This window comes from Haloarchaeobius marinus, from assembly GCF_051207415.1.
Lineage (GTDB): Archaea > Halobacteriota > Halobacteria > Halobacteriales > Natrialbaceae > Haloarchaeobius.
In genome coordinates, this window is the sequence record NZ_JBPKGD010000003.1 from 523,853 (window position 1) to 543,480 (window position 19,628).

19 protein-coding genes are annotated in these 19,628 nt (G+C 68.6%); 12 read left to right on the forward strand and 7 right to left on the reverse strand.

The window, feature by feature from the left end:
• Position 1 precedes the first annotated feature (1 nt).
• Both hisG and ACSC1W_RS14690 read right to left on the reverse strand, forming a co-directional pair.
• Positions 2-847 carry an ATP phosphoribosyltransferase gene (gene hisG, locus ACSC1W_RS14685; protein WP_435348287.1) on the reverse strand — a complete coding sequence of 282 codons (846 nt, stop codon included), beginning with the start codon at positions 845-847 and terminating at the stop codon, positions 2-4.
• Positions 848-917: 70 nt separating this feature from the next.
• Complete coding sequence (locus ACSC1W_RS14690) at positions 918-1,532, reverse strand: stage II sporulation protein M (RefSeq protein WP_435348288.1); 615 nt, start codon at positions 1,530-1,532, stop codon at positions 918-920.
• 112 nt (positions 1,533-1,644) lie between these two features.
• On the opposite strand from ACSC1W_RS14690, the gene ACSC1W_RS14695 reads away from it, so the two are divergent.
• Positions 1,645-2,928 (forward strand): amidohydrolase, encoded by a 1,284-nt coding sequence (locus tag ACSC1W_RS14695; RefSeq protein WP_435348289.1) that lies wholly within the window; start codon positions 1,645-1,647, stop codon positions 2,926-2,928.
• Between the two features lie 218 nt (positions 2,929-3,146).
• Positions 3,147-3,596 carry a hypothetical protein gene (locus tag ACSC1W_RS14700; RefSeq protein ID WP_435348290.1) on the forward strand — a complete coding sequence of 150 codons (450 nt, stop codon included), beginning with the start codon at positions 3,147-3,149 and terminating at the stop codon, positions 3,594-3,596.
• A 154-nt stretch (positions 3,597-3,750) separates the two neighbouring features.
• Here the strand turns inward: ACSC1W_RS14700 and ACSC1W_RS14705 are convergent, their stop codons facing one another.
• Positions 3,751-5,721, reverse strand: coding sequence for a PAS domain S-box protein (locus ACSC1W_RS14705; protein WP_435348291.1), 1,971 nt, complete (start codon positions 5,719-5,721; stop codon positions 3,751-3,753).
• Positions 5,722-5,909: 188 nt separating this feature from the next.
• Between ACSC1W_RS14705 and ACSC1W_RS14710 the strand changes: the two genes are divergently transcribed.
• From ACSC1W_RS14710 to hjc, 3 genes are all read left to right on the forward strand, one after another.
• On the forward strand, positions 5,910-7,193 hold the full coding sequence (locus ACSC1W_RS14710) for an adenosylhomocysteinase (protein ID WP_435348292.1): 1,284 nt from the start codon (positions 5,910-5,912) through the stop codon (positions 7,191-7,193).
• 119 nt (positions 7,194-7,312) lie between these two features.
• Positions 7,313-9,676 (forward strand): ATP-binding protein, encoded by a 2,364-nt coding sequence (locus ACSC1W_RS14715; protein ID WP_435348293.1) that lies wholly within the window; start codon positions 7,313-7,315, stop codon positions 9,674-9,676.
• 52 nt (positions 9,677-9,728) lie between these two features.
• Positions 9,729-10,154 carry a Holliday junction resolvase Hjc gene (gene hjc / locus ACSC1W_RS14720; RefSeq protein WP_435348294.1) on the forward strand — a complete coding sequence of 142 codons (426 nt, stop codon included), beginning with the start codon at positions 9,729-9,731 and terminating at the stop codon, positions 10,152-10,154.
• A gap of 145 nt (positions 10,155-10,299) precedes the next feature.
• On the opposite strand, the gene ACSC1W_RS14725 is transcribed toward hjc, so the two are convergent.
• Positions 10,300-10,905 carry an SWIM zinc finger family protein gene (locus tag ACSC1W_RS14725; RefSeq protein ID WP_435348295.1) on the reverse strand — a complete coding sequence of 202 codons (606 nt, stop codon included), beginning with the start codon at positions 10,903-10,905 and terminating at the stop codon, positions 10,300-10,302.
• A 158-nt stretch (positions 10,906-11,063) separates the two neighbouring features.
• Here ACSC1W_RS14725 and ACSC1W_RS14730 point away from each other — a divergent pair, with 158 nt between their 5' ends.
• The 5 genes from ACSC1W_RS14730 (at position 11,064) to ACSC1W_RS14750 (ending at position 14,789) form a co-directional block, all read left to right on the forward strand.
• Positions 11,064-11,405, forward strand: coding sequence for a DUF7471 family protein (locus ACSC1W_RS14730; protein ID WP_435348296.1), 342 nt, complete (start codon positions 11,064-11,066; stop codon positions 11,403-11,405).
• Positions 11,402-11,914: a winged helix-turn-helix transcriptional regulator gene (locus tag ACSC1W_RS14735; protein WP_435348297.1), complete on the forward strand. Its 513-nt coding sequence runs from the start codon at positions 11,402-11,404 to the stop codon at positions 11,912-11,914. Before ACSC1W_RS14730 ends, ACSC1W_RS14735 begins: the two co-directional genes overlap by 4 nt.
• 168 nt (positions 11,915-12,082) lie before the next feature.
• Positions 12,083-13,381 carry a DUF7405 family protein gene (locus ACSC1W_RS14740; RefSeq protein WP_435348298.1) on the forward strand — a complete coding sequence of 433 codons (1,299 nt, stop codon included), beginning with the start codon at positions 12,083-12,085 and terminating at the stop codon, positions 13,379-13,381.
• Between the two features lie 90 nt (positions 13,382-13,471).
• The gene (locus ACSC1W_RS14745) at positions 13,472-14,524 is read left to right on the forward strand and encodes an iron transporter (RefSeq protein WP_435348299.1); all 1,053 of its coding nucleotides are present in this window, start codon (positions 13,472-13,474) and stop codon (positions 14,522-14,524) included.
• A 43-nt stretch (positions 14,525-14,567) separates the two neighbouring features.
• Positions 14,568-14,789, forward strand: coding sequence for a DUF7472 family protein (locus tag ACSC1W_RS14750; RefSeq protein ID WP_435348301.1), 222 nt, complete (start codon positions 14,568-14,570; stop codon positions 14,787-14,789).
• Here the strand turns inward: ACSC1W_RS14750 and ACSC1W_RS14755 are convergent, their stop codons facing one another.
• Complete coding sequence (locus ACSC1W_RS14755) at positions 14,790-15,815, reverse strand: DNA primase regulatory subunit PriL (protein ID WP_435348302.1); 1,026 nt, start codon at positions 15,813-15,815, stop codon at positions 14,790-14,792.
• Between the two features lie 55 nt (positions 15,816-15,870).
• Positions 15,871-16,308 carry a MaoC family dehydratase gene (locus tag ACSC1W_RS14760; protein WP_435348303.1) on the reverse strand — a complete coding sequence of 146 codons (438 nt, stop codon included), beginning with the start codon at positions 16,306-16,308 and terminating at the stop codon, positions 15,871-15,873.
• 88 nt (positions 16,309-16,396) lie between these two features.
• Between ACSC1W_RS14760 and ACSC1W_RS14765 the strand changes: the two genes are divergently transcribed.
• Together ACSC1W_RS14765 and ACSC1W_RS14770 are read left to right on the forward strand one after the other, a co-directional pair.
• Entirely contained in the window at positions 16,397-17,209 is an 813-nt protein-coding gene (locus ACSC1W_RS14765) for an alpha/beta fold hydrolase (RefSeq protein WP_435348304.1), read from the forward strand.
• A complete protein-coding gene (locus ACSC1W_RS14770) occupies positions 17,199-18,815 on the forward strand; it encodes an AMP-binding protein (RefSeq protein ID WP_435348305.1) in 1,617 nt (538 codons plus the stop codon). The genes ACSC1W_RS14765 and ACSC1W_RS14770 overlap by 11 nt, the downstream gene beginning before the upstream one ends.
• On the opposite strand, the gene ACSC1W_RS14775 is transcribed toward ACSC1W_RS14770, so the two are convergent.
• Complete coding sequence (locus ACSC1W_RS14775; RefSeq protein ID WP_435348306.1) at positions 18,816-19,565, reverse strand: DUF429 domain-containing protein; 750 nt, start codon at positions 19,563-19,565, stop codon at positions 18,816-18,818.
• Between the last annotated feature and the right edge of the window lie 63 nt (positions 19,566-19,628).

The following is a 19,628-nucleotide window of genomic DNA, read 5'->3' on the forward strand; positions in this document are numbered from 1 at the left end:
CTCACTCCACGAGTCGCTCTATCTCGGTGACGAGCACGTCGCTCGCGCCCTCGTTCTTGACCTCGTTGATGGTCTCGAACACGTGGCGCTCGTCGACGACGGCGTGAACCGCCACCTTGTCGCTGCCCGCGATGTCCATCACGGTCGGGCCGCCCATCCCGGGGATGACCTCGCGGACGGCGTCGAGGTTGGCCTCGGGGACGTTCATCATCAGGTAGCGCTTGCCGTCGGCGGCGAGCACCGAGTCGAGCGCCATCCGGACCTGCTCGGTCTTCTCCTCGTCGGCGACGTCCTGCCTGGCGACGAGGCGGACGGACGACTTGAGCACCTCGTCGATGACCGCGAGTCGGTTCACCTGGAGCGTCGTCCCGGTCGAGGTGATGTCGACGATGGCGTCCGCCATGTCGACGTGGGGGGTCAACTCCGTCGCGCCCGTGACCTCGACGATGTCGGCGTCGATGTTCCGCTCCTCGAAGTAGTTCCGCGTGACGTGCGGGAACTCGGTGGCGACGGTCCGCCCGTCGAGGTCGAACGGCGTCTCGATGTCGCCGTCTTCGGGTGCGGCGAGGACGAGTCGGCACTGGCCGTAGCCGAGGTCCAGCAGGTCGGCGACGTCGACGCCCGCCTCGCGGACCTGGTCGTGGCCCGTGATACCGAGGTCTGCAGCACCGTCGGCGACGTACTCGGGGATGTCCGCCGCCCGTGCGAACAGCAGCGACACGTCCGGGTCGACGGTGTCGGCGTACAGTTTCCTGTCGGCCCCGTCGACGACGTGCAACCCGGCCCGTTCCAGCAGGTCGATGGTGGGGTCGTGCAGTCGTCCCTTGTTGGGTACCGCGATACGCATTTCCCGAACGTTGGTCGCCGGACGGCAACTGCCTTTCCCTCCGCCCGTGACTTGCCGGTTCGAGGGGCGGTCAGGCCGCAATCGACCCGTACACCTGCTCTATCAGCCACGTCGTCACGTGGATCTCGACGACGGCGGCGACGGCGAGGGCGACCCACGCGACGACGACGAGCAGGAGCGTCCGTTCGAGTTCGGGCCGGGTGAACAGGTGGTCGCGTCGCCCCAGCACGTACTGCACGGGGACGCCGACGAGGCGGTAGGCGACGCCGGCAGCGACGAACAGCGCCGGGAGTTCGAGCACGCCGTGGGGTGCCAGCGCCAGCAGGACGAACCCGACGCTGAACTGGCCGGCGGCCAGCGCCGAGACGTAGCCGACGAGGATGCCGTTGAACACCAGTCCGAACGTCGTCAGTATCCCGCCGGTGAGTGCGCCGGCGATGAACACGAAGAACGCCCGCGTGTTGTTCGTGAAGACGAACAGGGCACCCGGGTCCTCGGGGAACATGTCGCCGAACGACTCGAAGCCGAACAGTCCGAACAGGTCGACCTCCCCGGCGATGGCGACCCCGACGACGACGCTGAGGGCGAACACGACCGTGGCGAACGCGACGTACGGGCGATGCTCGCGCCAGGCCAGTCCGAGGGCGGCCAGCGACAGCGACGGCGGGTCGGTCCGGTCGGCCATGCCTGCACGTACGACCCCCGGCCGATAAAACCCGGGCGTCTCCGGACCGACGGACGTCGGTACCGCTGGCCCGTCCCGATGGAGTCTTGTCGCCGGCGGGGAAAGCCCAGCCATGGAACTGGCAGTCACCGGCGGGCAGGTCCTCCTGCCCGACCTGACCGTTCGGGAGACGGACGTGCTCGTCGACGCCGACGAGGGCGTGATTCGTGACCTCGGCGACGGATACACCGGCGACGAGGAACTCGACGCCTCCGGCGGCCTGGTGATACCCGGACTCGTGAACGCCCACACGCACGCCGCGATGACGCTCCTGCGCGGCTACGCCGACGACAAACCCCTCGACGCGTGGCTCCGCGAGGACATCTGGCCCGTCGAGGGTGCGCTGACGCCGGCCGACGTCCACGTGGGTACCGAACTGGGGTTGCTCGAGATGATCAAGACCGGGACGACCGGGTTCGTGGACATGTACTTCCACGTCCCCGAGGTCGTGGACGCGGTCGACCGGGCGGGGCTCCGGGCGCGCCTCGGTCACGGCGTCGTCACCGTGGCCAAGGAGACGGACAGCGCCCACGACGACGCCGCAGAGAGCATCGAGGTTGCCCGGAAGTACGACGGCGCGGCCGACGGCCGGATTCGCACGGCGTTCATGCCCCACTCGCTGACCACCGTCGGTGACTCGTTCCTCGGCGAGTACGTGCCACAGGCCCGCGAGGCCGGCGTGCCGGTGCACTTCCACGCCAACGAGACGGTCGACGAGGTCGACCCCCTCGTCGAGGCCCACGGCGAGCGCCCCCTCGAGTACGCCCGGGAACACGGCCTGCTCGAACCCGAGGACTTCGTCGCCCACGGCGTCCACACCGACGCGACCGAGCACGAACTCCTCGCCGAGACGGGCGCCGGCGTCGTCCACTGCCCCGCCTCGAACATGAAACTCGCCAGCGGGATGGCACCGGTGCAGGCGATGCTCGACGCCGGCGTCAGCGTCGGCCTCGGCACCGACGGCGCGGCCTCGAACAACGACCTCTCGCTGTTCGACGAGATGCGCGACGCCGCGATGCTCGGCAAACTCGCGTCCGACGACCCGAGCGCCGTGGCCGCGGAGACGGTCGTGGACATGGCGACGAAGGGGAGCGCCGACGTGGCCGGCCTGCCCGGTGGACGTGTCGAACCCGGTGCGGCGGCCGACCTCGTCGTCGTCGACCTGGACGCCGCGCACCTGACCCCGGCACACGACCTGGTGAGTCACCTCGTCTACGCCGCGGCCGGGAGCGACGTCCGCCACACCGTCTGCGACGGGCAGGTGCTGATGCGGGACCGCGAGGTGCTGACGATGGACGAAGACGACGTGCTGGCCCGGGCCGAAGCGACCGCCGAAGACGTCGTCGGACGGGTCTGAGCGCCGACGCTGGCGTTCGCCGGTCGTCCGGCACCGGCGAGGACGGCGGGGTCAACGATGTCGGACGCACTGGTACACCGGAAATCGGCCCCAGTATTATTCCACAGCTCTGCGCCGAATTGAACGTCCAGAACCGTTCGTAAACGGTGAAACGGTCTCAACTCCGGTCCTGGTCTGGCGATGAACCGCCTGAATCGAATGAACGTGGATACGGGTTTATGACCATCTCCGTCACAGATGCTGACGTCATGCGCTCGAAGAAAGCACTCTCCGTGTTCGCCGCGATGCTGCTCGTGGTCAGCGTGGCCGTCCCCGCGGCCGCGGCGGCCGCGTCCACGGCACAGACTCCGAACGATGCGCCGGCCCTGGACCTGGGTCCGAACGAGAACGCGTCCGAGCAGGCCCAGACCAGCAGCGAGGACGCGAGCAACGAGTTCGCCGAGAACCTGAACGACTACATCGAAAGCGTGCAGAACGGCGACGTCTCGGAGCCCGGCCTCGAGATCGCCGAGTGGGTCCACAGCCACGTCCCGGCTGACCTGCCCGAACAGGCGGGTGCCGACGGCGAGACCGGTCAGCCCGACGACACCGGCTCCGACAACGCTCAGAGTCCGCCGGAAAACGCCGGTGACGACGACGACGACGAAGACATCAAGACGAGTCGATAGTCCCTGGACGAGCGGACAGGGACGCACCGCCGTTCCACAGATTCCCCCGTTCTTCGATTTTTGCGCCCATAGCGACGCAACAGATCGAGCGAGTCGGTGCCGGGAGCCCGATACGACCTGAAACGAAGAGAAGTTTAGCTGCGACCGACCCTCGCTAGGCCCGTGGCAGGTGGACGGTGAACGCGGCGCCGCCCTCGTCTCGGTTGGTCGCCTCGACCTTGCCGCCGTAGGAGTCGACGATCTCGTGGACGAGGTACAGACCGAATCCGGTCCCGGGGCTCTCGAACCCCTTCTGGCCCTTCTCGAAGACGTGTTCCAGCACGGTCTCGTCGATGCCGGGGCCGTCGTCCGCGACCCGCACGGCCACCGTCTCGTCCCCGACCACCGTCTCGACCCGGACCGACGCCGTCGAGCCGTCGTTGTGCTGGACGGCGTTCATCAACAGGTTCTCGAACACCTCCGGGAGCAGGTCGTCGGCCAGTACAGGCACCGACGGGAGGTCGTCGTGGTCGAACGTCGCGTCGTCGTAGACGTCGTCGGCCTTCGCGAGCTGGTCCGCCAGCACCTCGCCGATGTCGGTCGGTTCCGGTTCGTGCTCCTCGCCCTCGACGATGGCCTTCATGAACGTCCGCATCGTCTCGATGAGGTCGGTCATGTCCTCGACGCGACCGATGACCGTCTCGAGGTGCTGGCGGGCCTCCTCGTCGACGTGCCCGTCGAGCAGGTTCGCCCGTGCCTCGACGACGTTCATCCCGTTGAGGAGGTTGTGTCGGATGATGCGGTTGACGAACTCCAGTCGCTCGCGCTCGTACTGGACCTGTTGCTCGCGTTCGCGTTGTTCGGTCATGTCTCGCGTGACCTTCAGGTACCCCTGCAGGTCGCCGTCGTCGTCTCGCAGGGCCGTCAGGACCGTACTCACCCATATCTTCGAGCCGTCGGCCCGGACGCGCCACCCCTCGTCGACCGCACGACCGTCCTCGGCGGCCCGGTCGAGCAAGGTCTCCCCCAGCCCCGCTTCGCGGTCCGCTTCGGTGTAGAACGTCCGGACGTGCTCGCCGAGAATCTCGTCCGCCTCGTACCCCTTTATCTCCTCGGCACCGCGGTTCCAGCTCTCGACGTAGCCCCCCGTGTCGAGGCGGAAGATGGCGTAGTCCTCGACGTCTTCGACGAGCGACTCGAACTGCCGTCGGGCCCTGTTGAGTTCCTCCTCCTTCCGTCGCGTCCGGCGTCGGCGGGCGAGTTCGGTACCCAGCGAACTCGCGGTGATGTCCAGCAGCGAGAACTCCCAGTCCCCCTCGCTGGCGGGGGACTGCTCGTCGGCGAACGAGAGGACGCCGTAGAGGTCGCCCTCGGCACGGACCGGCACGCCGACGTAGTAGTCGAGTCGAGCGCCGCCACGAGCCGCCGCAGGGCGCCGGTCTGGCCAGCGTTCGGACGCGTCGTGGACCGTCACGCCATCGTCGGCGTCGACCACGACGCTGGCCTGCGCCGTCTGTAAATCGATGGTGTGGCCGGGGGAGACGCTGTTCTCGAGCGCCGACTGGACGTTCTCGACCAGCACCCGGTCGCCGGTCACGCGAACGAACGAGGCGTGGTCCACCCCGAGCATGCGCCTGGCGATGTCGAGCAACTCGTCGAGGCGGTCGTCGAGGTCCGTCGAACGGTCGAGCAGGACGTCGTGTATCGCCCGCAACGACCGTTCGCGGCGTTCGAGTCGGTCGACGACGCGCGCGTGGTCGGTCACGTCGCGGAACCGCTCGATTCGCCCGCCCTCGTACTGCCCGCTGTGGATGTGGTCCGTCCTTCGTTCGAGCCATCGGTCCGCGTCGCCGGCGACGACGTGGTGTTCGGTGCCCTGTTCGCCGGACGCCGACCCGGCACTGGTCGGTCCCGCTTCCGCCACTGCCTCGACGAAGGCATCGCCGTCTTCGAGTCGCGGCGCGACCGCCTCGGCGAACTCGCGACTGTCGGCACCGTCTATCGACTCCCGGTCGAGACCCAGGTACTCCGTAACCGCGTCGTTGACCCTGACGACCCGTTCGTCGGCGTCGAAGACGACGATTCCAACGTCGGTGCTGTCGAGGACGTGATTCGCGACGGAGTCGCGTTCCCGGTCACCGGTCACTTGACGTTCACCCCACCCACCCGCTGGTCGACTCGATGCAAGTCGGCCGAATCTACTCACTCGCTCCGTAAAAGACGGCGGCCTACACACCTTGCCCAGCGACTGCTACCGGTCCCCGGACCGAATCGACACCGGAGACACGCCCCGACTCCGGTAGGGTTTTGCGGGCGTTCCCCCTCGTTCGGGGTATGAGTCAGTACCCGACCATCAGCGAGCAACTCGACGACGTCGAGACCGCTCGCACGGAGGGACGACGCAAGATGGAGTGGGCACGCCAGCACATGCCCATCCTGAACGCACTCCGGGAGGAGTTCGAACGCGACCGTCCTTTCGAGGGCCAGCGCATCGGCATGGCGATGCACGTCGAGGCGAAGACGGCGAACCTCGTCGAGTTGCTCGCCGACGGTGGCGCCGAGGTCGCCATCACCGGCTGTAACCCGCTCTCGACGCACGACGACGTGTCCGCTGCACTCGACACCCACGAGAACATCACCAGCTACGCGAAGCGTGGCGTCGACGACGACGAGTACTACGAGGCCATCGAGGCCGTCGTCGACATCGACCCCACCGTCACCGTCGACGACGGCATGGACATGGTCGCCGCCATCCACGAGGACCGTCCGGACCTCATCGACACCATCGTCGGCGGGTGCGAGGAGACGACCACCGGCGTCCACCGCCTGCGCGCCATGGACGCGGACGGCGCACTCGAGTACCCCGTCTTCGCCGTCAACGACACGCCGATGAAGCGCCTGTTCGACAACGTCCACGGCACCGGCGAGTCCTCGCTGGCCACCATCGCGATGACGACCAACCTCTCGTACGCCGGCAAGAACGTGGTCGTCGCAGGGTACGGCGACTGTGGCCGCGGCGTCGCCAAGAAGGCCAGCGGCCAGAACGCGAACGTCATCGTCACCGAGGTGGAACCCCGACACGCGCTCGAGGCGCACATGGAGGGCTACGACGTCATGCCGATGGCCGAGGCCGCCGAGGTCGGCGACGTGTTCATCACCGTCACGGGCAACCGCGACGTCATCACGCGCGAGGACTTCGAACGGATGAACGACGGCGTCCTGCTCGCGAACGCCGGGCACTTCGACATCGAGATCGACCTCGACGCGCTCTCGGACCTCGCCGTCGACCAGTACGAGGCCCGCGACGGCGTCGAGGCCTACGAACTCGAGGACGGCCGCCGCCTGAACGTGCTCGCCGAGGGTCGACTCGTCAACCTCGCCTCGCCCATCGCCCTCGGCCACCCCGTCGAGGTCATGGACCAGTCCTTCGGCGTCCAGGCCGTCTGCGTCCGCGAACTCGTCGAGAACGGCGACGCCTACGACGCCGGCGTCCACGACGTCCCCGACGAACTCGACAGGGAAGTCGCCGAGATAAAACTCGCCGCAGAGGGCGTCGAGTTCGACTCGCTGACCGACGCCCAGACGGAGTACATGGGGTCCTGGCAGCACGGAACCTGAAACCGAAGCCAATCACCGACGTTTCTACCTTCGTTCCCGTACGTCTCACCCCCAGAAACTTCGGTTTCTATGAATTTTTCCGATAGCATGAAATGGGTCCAGGGAGAGGGTCGAACAACGTGACCGAGGAACACGAGCTGGCGGCGGACGAGGAATCGGTCGACTGGCCGCCTTCGAACGGCGACGCGGTGGTGGTCGCCGAGCAGGGAGTCCGGGTCAGAAAGTGGGTGACCGACCGTGGGGCGGCGGTGCCGGTGGTTACGTACGACATCGCATCGCTCCGTGACGAAGCGGTGACGCTCGAACTGCACGACCGGACGCCCGACGCGCTCGAACCGGACGAGTTCGGCTTCCACGACGACTACGAGGCCGAGAACTGGCGGCGCATCGGTGAACACGACATCGCGTTCCTGCGACGGCTCGAACCCAGCGAGTCGGTGACGACGCTGTACGGTGTGCGACGGGAGTCGCTCGACGACGCCGAACCGTTCCTGACGAACCCGTCCGTCACCGTCTCGGTCGGCGGCGGCGAGAGTGGCGGCGACCGGGAGGACGCCGCAGGTGAAGCCGTGTCCACGATCGACTTCGGTGGGGGCGAGATGGAGATGACGGACCTCGACGAGTTCGACAGCGACGGCGAGGTCGACGCGGAAGTCGAGACGCTGTTACAGGGCGGCGACCCGACAGCAGGGCGACCGGCAGACGAGAGGGCCGGCGGCGAACCCGTCGAGACGGATTCGTTCGACGCCGGCGACGTCGAGGCCGTCCCCTCCGGTTCCGGCGGGGAGACCGTCGGCGGGACGCTCGCGGCCGAACTCCGCGACGGGCGCGTGTCGGCGGCCGACCAGGACGCCATCGCGGAATCGCTGAATCTCGAACTCTCGGAGTCGACGGCCGCCTTCCTCGACAGACTCCGCGACCGCGTCGGACAGCGCCGCGACCGGATGGAGCGGGAACTCGAGGAACTCGACGAGAGCATCACCGAACTGTACGGGCTGAAAGCCGACGCGGCGGACGTCGAGCAGGCCCGCGCCGAACTCGCAGAACTCGTCGAGGCGACGGCCGATATCGACCGGCTGGAGGCACTCGAACGACAGCTGGAGGCACTCAGCGAACGTGCGGCCGAGGACGGCGACCTGCAGGCGCTTTCGAGCCGCCTCGACGACCTCGACGAGCGCGTGGCGACCGCCGAGTCGCTGGCCGAGACGGACGACAGACTGGACGAACTCGAGGAGACGGCCGCCAGCGCTGCCGCCCTCGACGCCCTCACCGAACGGCTCGACGACCACGAGACGGCGACCGACGAGGCCATCGAGGCGACGCGAGACGACCTGCAGTCGAGACTCGCCAACGTCCGGTCGGACCACGAGACGTCGATGACCTCGCTCCGCAGGGAGCGCGAGGCGGCGACCACCGACGTCAGGGACGACGTGACCGAACGGGTCGACGACCTGCGCGCCGACACGGCGGCCGACGTAGCCGCTATCGAGGAGACGCTCGAGACGACCTACGTCACGCAGCGCGACGTGGACGCCGTCATCGACGACCGGTTGGAGAGACGCCTCCGTGCCATCGTGTTTGTCGCGCTCGGGTCCGGCGGCGTGCTCCTGTCGTTCGTACTCGCGTCGACGGGGTCGTCCACGCTCGCCCTCGGGTCGTTCGTCGCCGGCGCACTGCTCGTCGGTGGCTGGTGGTACCTCCAGCCCGGCAGCATCGTCCCGGGTCGGGGTACCGACGACAGCGGTTCGGCGGCGGACGGTGCCGTCGCGGCCGGCACTCCATCCTCGTCGACGGAGGTCGAGGCGACGGACGACGACGACGCACCGGAGACGTCCGATGGCGTCACGTTCGACAAAGGCACCGACACTTCGGAGACGACCGACGACGGTGTGACGTTCGACGACGACGAGAGCGCTCCAGAGTCCGCTGACGACGAGTCCGGCGGCGTCACGTTCGACGACGACGAAGCGGAGGCGACCGAACCGGACCCCATCGCCGAAGACGAGGGCGTCGTCGTCGAGGACGACGCGGGAGAGGTCGATACTGCCGAAGCCGACGACGGGGACGGGGGCGAGGACGACGAGGGCGAGAACGACGCTGGCGAGGATGCAGACGCGAACGAATCCGGGCCAGACGACGAAGCAGACGACGACCTGGATGGCATCACCGTCGAGGACGCGAACGATAGCGACGAAGGCGACGCAGCCGACGTAGAAGCCGAGTCAGACGACGACGAAGCAGCCGAAGCTGACGACGTCGATGGCGTCACTATCGGTTCCGACGACGGGGACGAGGATGAGGAAACCGACGGCGATAGCGCCGAGGACGGCGACGAGGACTCGGTCGTCGAACCGGAGGGGACAGAGGAACTGGCCGCCGCCGCGGTGACGGAGGCCGACGAGGACGGCGCTGCAGACGACGGCGACGCCGACACCGGAGACGATGCCAGCGGCGAGCCGGAATCCGCCGAGGGCGACGACTGAACGGCCGACCCGGGTCGGCCCTTTTTTACCCGACCACTGCCGAGAGTCGGGCATGAGTTCGAACCGCAAGGGCGACCGACGGGAGCGAGAACTCGTCAACAGGCTGGACGAGGCCGGATTCGCGGTCATGCGCGCGCCGGCGAGCGGCAGCGCGACCGACCGCGAACTCCCGGACGTGCTCGCGGGCAACGGTGACGTGTTCTACGCGATCGAGGCGAAGTCCTCCTCGGGGCGGCCCATCTATCTCGACGGCGAGGAGGTCGAGGCGCTGCTCTACTTCGCGCAGAACTTCGGTGCGAAGGCCCGCATCGGCGTCCGGTTCGACCGCGAGGACTGGTACTTCTTCCACCCGGCGGACCTGCACACCACCGATGGAGGGAACTATCGGGTGAAGAAGGAGACGGCGCTGGCCGACGGCACGGACTTCGAGGAGTTCGTCGGCGGCCCAGCGAAGACGGGGCTCGAAGACTTCGAGTAGGGCGAACAGGCGGTCGTGACGGACGTCCGACGGCGCACCGCGCACCCGCCTCGGCCGACGGACGACGACTCGTCAGGGCACGCCGCGTCTGGCCGCTCGCTGGTACAAAAACGGTCGGACGACCCGAGACGAGACGCCGGGCCGGTCAGTCCGACCGGACCCGCTCCAGGCGCGACGCCGGGAACGCGTACACGCGGAGCGTCTCCGGCGAGACCCCCTCGCCTGTCGTGGAGACCGAGGGGAAGACCGCGGCCACCACCGGTTCGTCGGGTGCGTAGGCCCCGTTCGTTGCGTACTCCGCGACGGTACATCCCTTCCCACGGATGGGGACCTCGTCGGCGCGGCGGGACGAGACATCGACGACGAGGACGGTACTGCCCGTCTCGCGGTCGCGGGCGAGGTCGCCGCGGGTGAGCCGGTGCAGGTCGCAGAAGTGCGGTTCCGGTTCGTCCGGCGGGACGAACGTCCGCGTCGCACAGACCGCGCAGTCGACGGCGACGTGGTCCGGCGGTGGGACGGTTCCTTCGGTTATCTCGATAGCGACGCGACGGAGGTGCTTGCACCGTGCGCCCCGGAACGTGTGGTCGGGACACGTACACCGTCCCGCCGGGGTGTCGACGAGGTAGGTGCCGTGTTCGGTAGTGACCGAGTAGCGGCCGCTCCCGAGCGGTTCGACGGCCATCGCTTCGGTCCGTGCCCGTCGAGAGCGCGGGTCGAGTCGTGCGTCCCCGGGAACGGGGCGAACTGTCATCTGTGACGCGGGTGTGCTTCGAGTGTGCGCCATTGGAATCACTGCCAGAACGCGGTCAGTACGGCGGTTCTAGCTTCGAGTTGAAATAGGGGTCGAGAGACCGTAAGTCTTCCACCGAATCGAACGGTTGAGGTGTCTCGACCCCAAAGGAACGGTCGATGAGCCCCCTGCCGGTGGGACGACCACTCCACGCCGGACCGACCGTTGACCCGTTACTGCTCGGAGTCCTCGGTCTCGCCGCGCTCGGTTCGGCCCTGCTCCTCGGTCTGGGGCTGGCCGCCTACGTCCGCCGCCGGTCCCGGCCGTACTTGCTGGTCGCACTCGCCCTGGCGACCATCGGCGTCCGTTCGGGGGTCGCGTGGGTGACGATGCTGGGGTTGCTCCCGGATGCGACCCACCACCTCCTCGAACACGGCCTCGACGTGGCCATGACCGCGCTGGTCGTCGGCGCAGTGTGGTACGCGCGGTCCATCCGACAGGAACCGAAGCCAGAGACATGACCGATACACGAGACACCATCGCCGCGGAGATCGTCAGCACGCCCGGCGTCCACTTCAACGAACTCGTCCGCTCGCTCCCGTTCGCCCCCGGACAGGTACAGTACCACGTTCGAACGCTGGTCGACGACGAACGCGTCGTCCGGGACGAACTGTTCGGACGGACGCACTACTACCCGCCCGAGTACGACGCCTTCGAACGTGCGACCATCGCGTTGCTCCGGCGCGAGACGACGCGGGACGTGCTCGCGACGCTCATCGAAGGGGGACCGCAACGCCCCGCGACGGTCGCCGACAGCGTCGGTATCGCACGGTCGACGCTCGAACACCACGTCGCCAACCTCGTCGACGCCGGCCTCGTCGAGAAGGAACGCGACAGCCACAACCGCGTCACGCTCGTCCTCGCGGACCCCGAACGGACCGCGACCCTGCTGGCGGACGTGACGCCGACGCTCCCCGAACGCATCGTCGACCGCTTCACGAGACTCGTCGACGACCTGCTGGCGCAGTAGTTTATGTACCAGGACCGGACGACAGTCGGCGTGGCCTGACCGACGTCGTCCGGCAACCGAGGCGGGTGTGCGACGCACTGCCGGACGGTCCGACCCCTGCGTCGCCTGTTCGCCCTTTCGACGGATGCACCAGTCCGTTTTTTGGCGGTCGGGGGCTAGCCGGACGCAATGAACCCGAGCGACACCCGCGGAATCCCACGACGGGAGTTCGTGAAATCCGCAGTCGCGATCGGTGGTGCGACCGCCCTGTCCGCGTGTCTCGGTCGCGAGGGCGGTGCGGACGTCCCGACCGGAGTCGACGACCCCTCCACCCTGCCGGCCCGGCAACACGCGTGGAACGACGCCCTCTCCAGAGACGACCACGGCAACGCCGTGTTGGCGAGGCATCACGCGTTGCTCTACCTCGACTACGCAGGCGAGGGGACGCCGACCGCCGACGAGCGCGAGACCGTCGAGACCGCCCTCCAGGGTCTCGAACGCGCCTACGAGTGGTCGAACGACGGCCTGCTGTTCACCGTCGGCTACTCGCCGAGTTACTTCGACCGGTTCGACGAGTCCCTCCCGTCGTCGGTCGACCTCCCCCAGCCCGAAGCGCTCACGCCGTTCGAGGACCCCGAACTCGACACCCACGACGCCGTCGTCCACCTCGCCAGCGACCACGGGTCTGCGCTACTGGCCGCCGAGGAGGGGCTGAAAGGGACCCGCGAGACGGTCAACGGCGTCGAGATGGAGGCCTCGCTGGCCGACGTCTTCGACCTCCCCACGGAGTTCCCCCGGCGCAGGACCGGGTTCGTGGGCGACGGCCTGCCCGCCGAGAATCAGGACGTTGAAGGCATCCCTGCAGAAGCCGACGTCCCGGACGACGCCCCGCTGTACATGGGATTCAAGTCCGGGTTCGAGAAGAACCAGGCGACCGAGGACCGCGTCAGCATCCAGGACGGTCCGTTCGCGGACGGAACGACCCAGCACGTCTCGCGCATCAGACTCCGCCTCCAGGACTGGTACGTCGAGCAGGACCGCGACGAGCGCGTCGCCGAGATGTTCTGTCCGGCCCACGCCGAACAGGGCCGAGTCGAGGGGGCCGGCGACAACCTCGGCGACTCCTCGGGCATCACCGAGGAGGACTGTGGCGACCGCATCGAGGAGGACGCCCGGCAGTACGGTCGCATCGGCCACTCACAGAAACTGGCGAGCGCCCGCGAGGACGGCCGACCGATCATCCTCCGGCGGGACTTCGACTCGACCGACCTGGGCGAAGCGAGCGTCCACTTCCTCGCCGTTCAACGGCGCATCTCCGACTTCGTCGAGACCAAAACGGCCATGACCGGCAGCGAACACACGGAGCAACCGGCCATCCGCCAGCGCGTCAACAACGGCATCCTCGAGTACACCTTCGTCAAACGTCGTGGGAACTTCCTGCTCCCGCCGAGGGCTCACCGTTCCCTGCCGACGCCACGCCCGGCGTAGCCGGAGTCGAACCCCGGATTCGTCGCCGTACCGCCCCGATTCGACGGATAAACCAGAAGTCGTTTTTCCACGAGGTTCCGAGGTCCGGCCATGCAACGACGCACGTTCCTCGCCGCCAGCGCCGGTGCGGCGGCCACCGGGCTCGCCGGGTGTACGGGGCTGCTCGAGACACAGCCCGCCGGCGTCCCGCCGGTACTCTCGGATAGACCGGACGCGGTCTACTTCCCCACCCACGTCGAGGGGATGAAGATGGAGGACATGGGCATGGACGGCGACTTCGCGGCCGCCGTGATGTACAGCTACCCGCACAGGTTCTGGACGGTATCGGGCACCGAGGCGTCGAAACAGTCGATCCGCTCGGAGGACGCCGCCCACCTGATGGTGAGCGTCTGGGACCCCGAGACGAAGGTCGTCGTCCCCGACGCCGGCGTCAGCCTGGACGTCCTGAAGAACGGCGACACCGTCACCGAGGAGGTCGTCTATCCCATGCTCTCCCAGCCGATGGGCTTTCACTACGGCGCGAACTTCGCACTCGACGGGACGGGGGAGTACACCGTCCGGGTGAACGTCGGCGGGTTGCGCGGCGTCGAGACGACCGGGTCGTTCGACGGCCGGTTCACCGACCCGGCGACCATCGACCTCGACCTCTCCTACAGCCAGGGGGAGAAGGAGAACATCACGTACGAGAACACGCCAGACCGGGCGGGCGAGCGGACCGCCCGGCCGCAGATGTCGATGGACATGCCGCTTGGAACCGCGCCGACGCCCGACGAACTGCCCGGCACGGCCGTCGGAACGGCGACGTCGGGCGACGCGACGTTCGTCGCCACGGCCGTCCAGGCGGAGCGGTTCGGAACGGGTACGCACCTCGCAGTCTCGCCGCGGACGCCCTACAACGGGATGGTGCTCCCGCTGATGGGACTGGAAGCGACGGTCGAACGGGGCGGCGAGACGGTCTTCGACGACCGCCTCGCCCCGACGCTCGACCCCGAACTGGCGTACCACTACGGGGCGACGCTCGACTCGCTCGAATCAGGCGACGAGGTGACCGTCCGGGTGACGACCCCGCCACAGGTCGCCCGGCACGAGGGCTACGAGACCGCGTTCATGTCGTTCGAACCGATGGCGTTCACCGTGGCCTGAGTACGATACGCTTTTGTCCCGGCCACTGAAACGGCGAGGCAAGATGGATTCGGATACCCTCAAGGAGGTCGTCGTCGCGGCCAGCGCCGTCGGTCTCGTCATCGCCGCGATGGCGTTCATCGGGGTGACCTACGGCGACAGTACGGGTGTGTTGAGTAGCGAGGGTGGACGACTACTCGCCTTCGCAGTCGCCGGGTTCGTCGTACTGATGACGCTGGTCGGTTACTCGCGGTCGTACTGGCTGGACCTGGAAGACGAGGAGTGATCAGTCGCCGTCGGCGAGTCGCGTCTCGTAGTACGACAGAGGGTGCGAGATAGTCGCACAGACGTCGTCCTTGTTCACGCAGTCACCGTAGTTCTCCATCGTCGCACACGAGACCGGCGGGTACGCGACGTCGCCGTCTGCCGTCGCGAGTTTCCCGATACCGTACTCGATGCGCTCTGCGACCACCGGGTCGTCCGGGTCGACGGTGGCGACGGCCTCTTCGGCGCTCATGCCAACCGTCGCACAGAACGACAGCAGGGAGAACCACGAGTGGTCCGGCAGGTCAGCACCGTCGCGAGCGCGTTCGAGGAGTGCCGTCATACACGGGGGGAACGACTCGGGCCGGACCTCGTCGAAGGAGGTGGGGAGTACCGGGTCCGAGAGCACGTCCTCGACCTGGGCCACCTCGTCGTCGAGGTGGGCCGCGATGCCGTCCGGAACCGTAAAGGGCAGGCCGGCGGCGACGCGCTCCTCGATGGCGGCCCGGAGCAGTGCGAGGAGTTCGCCCCGGGTGACGGGGACGAACCCGTCGGTGAGACTGCGTCGCGGGAGTCGCCAGTCCGGGTCGTCGAGGTCCGACGAGAGCTGGAGGTACCGGGCGACCGCCACGCGGTAGCCGCCGGCTGCTGTCTCCTCGACGTCGTCGACGAGGTCGAACTCGTCGAGCAACCGGTCGATAGAGAGGTCGACGCCGCGGGTCGACTTGAGGTCGTCGCCGTCGAGGTCGGACAGGACGCGTTCGTGGGCCGTCGTCGCCTCGGCGATGGCGTACGTCCGGGTGACGACGGCGTCGTCGACGAGCGAGACGAGCACCCGGGCGACGGGATACGAGAGCAGTTCCGTCCGGGCGTCGCGGTGAGGCCTGCCCGTCGTGTGGTCGGTGAGCGCGGTGGTCACCCGGTCGACCGCGCGGTCGACGGCCGGTTCGTCGGGCTGTGCGACCAGCTCGGCGAGGTCGACCGCGGCGGCGTCGACGGCATCGCGGGCGGCCGTGAAGAACGGGTACCGGGCGTGCAGGCGCTCCATCAGGCGTCACGTTCCCGGTGCGACCGGATAAACGCGACGGTCGGTCGAAGCCCCGTCAGTCCGCGCCGGCCTCGGCACCACCGCAGGATTCGTCGGGCGTCTCGTGCGGGACCGAGAGGACCAGCGCCTCGCCGGAGAGGACCGTCACGCCGTCGGCGACGACGTCCGTCCGGACCCGGAGGCGGTCGTCCCCCAGGGCCTCGACCACCTCGACCGTCGCCTCGACCGTCTGGCCCGGGTGGACCGGCGCCTGGAAGGAGAGGTCCTGCGAGACGTAGATGACGTCGCCGGGGAGGTCCGCGAGTGCGGCGCTGACGACGCCGGCCGAGAGCATCCCGTGAGCGATGCGACCGTCGAACATCGTCTCCTCGGCGTACCCCTCGTCGACGTGGATCGGGTTGTCGTCGCCGACCAGGTCGGCGTAGGCTTCGATGTCGTCGGTCGATACCGTCATCCGTGCGGTTGCGGTGTCCCCAACCGTCGCGACTGGCATGCTCGAACCCGCTCGTCGGACGGGGTTCAAGCTAGGGGTTAACATGTAAAACGGGGTCCTTACTATCCGGTCGGCCGTCTGGTCCGACATGCCGACTGTGGACAACGACGGCGTCGCTATCTCCTACGAGGTCGACGGACCGGCGGGCGCCCCGGTCGTCGCGTTCTGCGAGGGACTGGGGTACGGCCGGTGGATGTGGCGGTTCCAGCGGGAACGCCTCGACGACTACCGGACGCTGGTGTTCGACAACCGGGGGACCGGCGAGTCCGACGTGCCGGCCGACCCCGAGGCGTACAGCATCGCCGCGTTCGCGAGCGACCTCGAATCGGTACTCGACGCGGAAGGGGTCGAGGCGGCACACGTCGTCGGCGCGAGCATGGGTGGGATGACCGCCCAGCGCTACGCCCGCGAGTACGACCGCGCCGTCTCGCTCACCCTGCTGTGTACCACCCACGGCGGCGAGGACGCCGTCGAGACGCCGGCGGAGACCCGGGAGTACATGTTCGACGTGCCGGACGGCTACGACGAGCGCGAGGCCATCCGGTACAAGATGCGTCCGGCGACGTCCGACGAGTTCCGGACGGAGAACGAGGACCTGCTGGAGCGCATCGTCGACTGGCGACTCGACTCCGACGCACCGGACCCCGCCCGGACGGCCCAGGCCGGCGCCGTCGTCGCCTTCGACAGCACGCCGTGGCTGGACGAGGTCACCCCGCCGACGCTCGTCCTCCACGGGACCGCCGACCGGGTCCTGCCCGTCGAGAACGGGGAGCGTCTGCACGAGGGACTGCCGAACAGCGAACGCCGACTGTACGAGGGCGGGTCGCACCTCTTCTTCATCGAGGAGGCCGACGCCGTCACCGCCGACGTACGGGCACACGTGGAGGAACATGCGAGGTAACGCCCGACCGTACGAGTGGGTCGGTGCGTGGTCCGAGCGACGGGCGGCCCTGTCGCCCGACGCCGTCGGCCTCCGCGACGCGACGACGGGGGAGTCGTACACCTACGCCGACCTCGACCGCCGTGCGAACCAGGTCGCGCGCCTGCTCCGGACCCACGGCGTCGACGCCGACGACCCGGAGACGCTGGATTCGGACGGGGACGAGACGCCCGGCGACGCGGTCACGGTCGGTGACCGGGTCGCCGTCGTCTCCCGGAACCGGCCCGAACTCGTCGACCTCTTCTTCGCGACGGGGAAGACAGGGGGCGTCCTCGCACCCCTGTCGCACCGGCTGGCGGCTCGCGAACTCGCGGCGTTGCTGACGGACGTCGCGCCGTCGCTGCTCGTCGTCGAGGACACGTTCGAGGGCCTCGTCGACGAGGCGCTGTCCCACGGAGCCTGCGAGTACGACGGCCCCGTCCTCGGCCTGGGCGACACCGACCACGAACCGTTCGCCGAGGCCGTCCCGGACGACGACTCGCCGGTCGAGACGGCGTCGTTCGGGTTGGACCACGCCCACCTGTTCCTGCACACCGGCGGGTCGACGGGGACGCCGAAGGAGACGGTCCTCACCCACGGCTCCATCGCGTGGAACTCGTTCAACACCATCACTGCGTGGGGGCTGCGACCGGAGGACGTGACGCCGATGGTGTTCCCGATGTTCCACACCGGCGGCTGGAACGTCCTCACGGTACCCATGTTCCACCTCGGGGCGGAGGTGGTCGTCGCCCGCGAGTTCGACCCGACGACGGTCCTGACCATCGTCGACGAACGGGACGCGACCGTCCTCGTGGCCGTGCCTGCGGTCCTCCGGATGATGACCCGGGCCGACGGCTGGGCGGACGCCGACCTCTCGACGCTCCGCCTGGTCAAGTCGGGTGGCGGTCCCTGCCGCGAGTCGGTGATGGAGCGCTGGTGGGACCGCGGCGTCGACCTCTCGCAGGGGTACGGGCTGACCGAGTGCGGTCCGAACAACTTCGCCATGCCCGACGGCTGGCCACGCGAGAAGGCCGACAGCGTCGGCGTCCCCGTGATGCACCTCGACGTGCGAATCGTGGACGACGACGGCGACCGGGTCGACCGCGGCGAGGTCGGCGAACTGGAACTCGCCAGCCCCCACGCCGCAGCGGGCTACTGGCACGCCCCCGACGAGACCGCCGCGACGTTCGGCGGCGACGACGGGTCGGGTGACGCCTGGGTGTCGACGGGCGACCTCGCCCGCCGAGACGAGGACGGCTACCTCTACGTCGAGGGGCGGAAGAAGAACATGTACGTCTCGGGCGGCGAGAACGTCTACCCTCCCGAGGTCGAGGACGCCGTCTCGGGGCACCCGAAGGTCGACGAGGTGGTCGTGATTCCGGTCCCCGACGAGCGATGGGGACAGGTCGGGAAGGCGGTCGTCGAGGGGGACGACTCGCTGACCGTGGAGGAGTTGACCGCGTTCCTCGACGGCCGACTCGCCCGGTTCAAGCGTCCCCGCCACCTCGCGTTCGTCGACGAGATGCCGACGTCCGGCCCGTCGAAGATCGACCGCGACGCCGTCGAGGACGAGTTCGGCGAGGAGTAGTCAGCCCGGGTGCGCGAACACCATCTCCATCCGGAGTCCTGCCGCGTCGGTGGCCGGCTCCGCCGGGAGCGTCCGGTAGTCGCCCGCGCCCTCTCTCGCGGTCAGTGCCAGGACGAACGCGTCGAGCAGGTCGTCGTTGGACAGTTCGGGGTCGGCCCAGTCACGGACCGCGTTCCCGGCCGCCCGCAGGTGGGTCACGAACTCCTCGTCGACCGGTTCGAGGACCTCGACGCGTTCCCAGAACGCGGCCGCCGGCTGGCCGGTCTTCGAGTACGCCATCGGCGTCTCCCCGGCGAACGCCCAGAAGCAGACCTCGGGGTGGGCCTCTCGCAGGACGTCCTGCGTCGCGCCGACGTCGTCGTCCCGCAACAGGTCGTCGACCGCCCGGATTCGCGGTGCGATGGCGTGGGTCTGTCGCTGGAGGCCCGTGTCGATGCGGTCCTTCTGCTCCTCGTTGGCGTCGTGGTAGTCCTCGACGCCCAGCACCGGTCGGATCGGGACGTTGAACACGCTGCTGCTTCGAGGACCGAGGACCGCCCGTGCTTCCCGTTCCGGTTCGCGGGCGGCCGCGTCGTCGGCGACGCCGACCGGAACGTCCACCAGTATCGTCTCGGCGTCGCGGTTGTCCTCCCAGAGCGCCTCGATGGACCCGTATCGCCGTGCGTCGACGAACGAGTCCGACCCGTACCGGACCGCGACCCAGCCGTCGGGACAGCCGTCGACCCCGACGAAGGGTGCGTTCGTTTCCATGTCCGGGGGTTGGAATCGGGACTGCAAAACGCTCCCGGGCGGTCGTCGTCGGCCGAGCGTCGT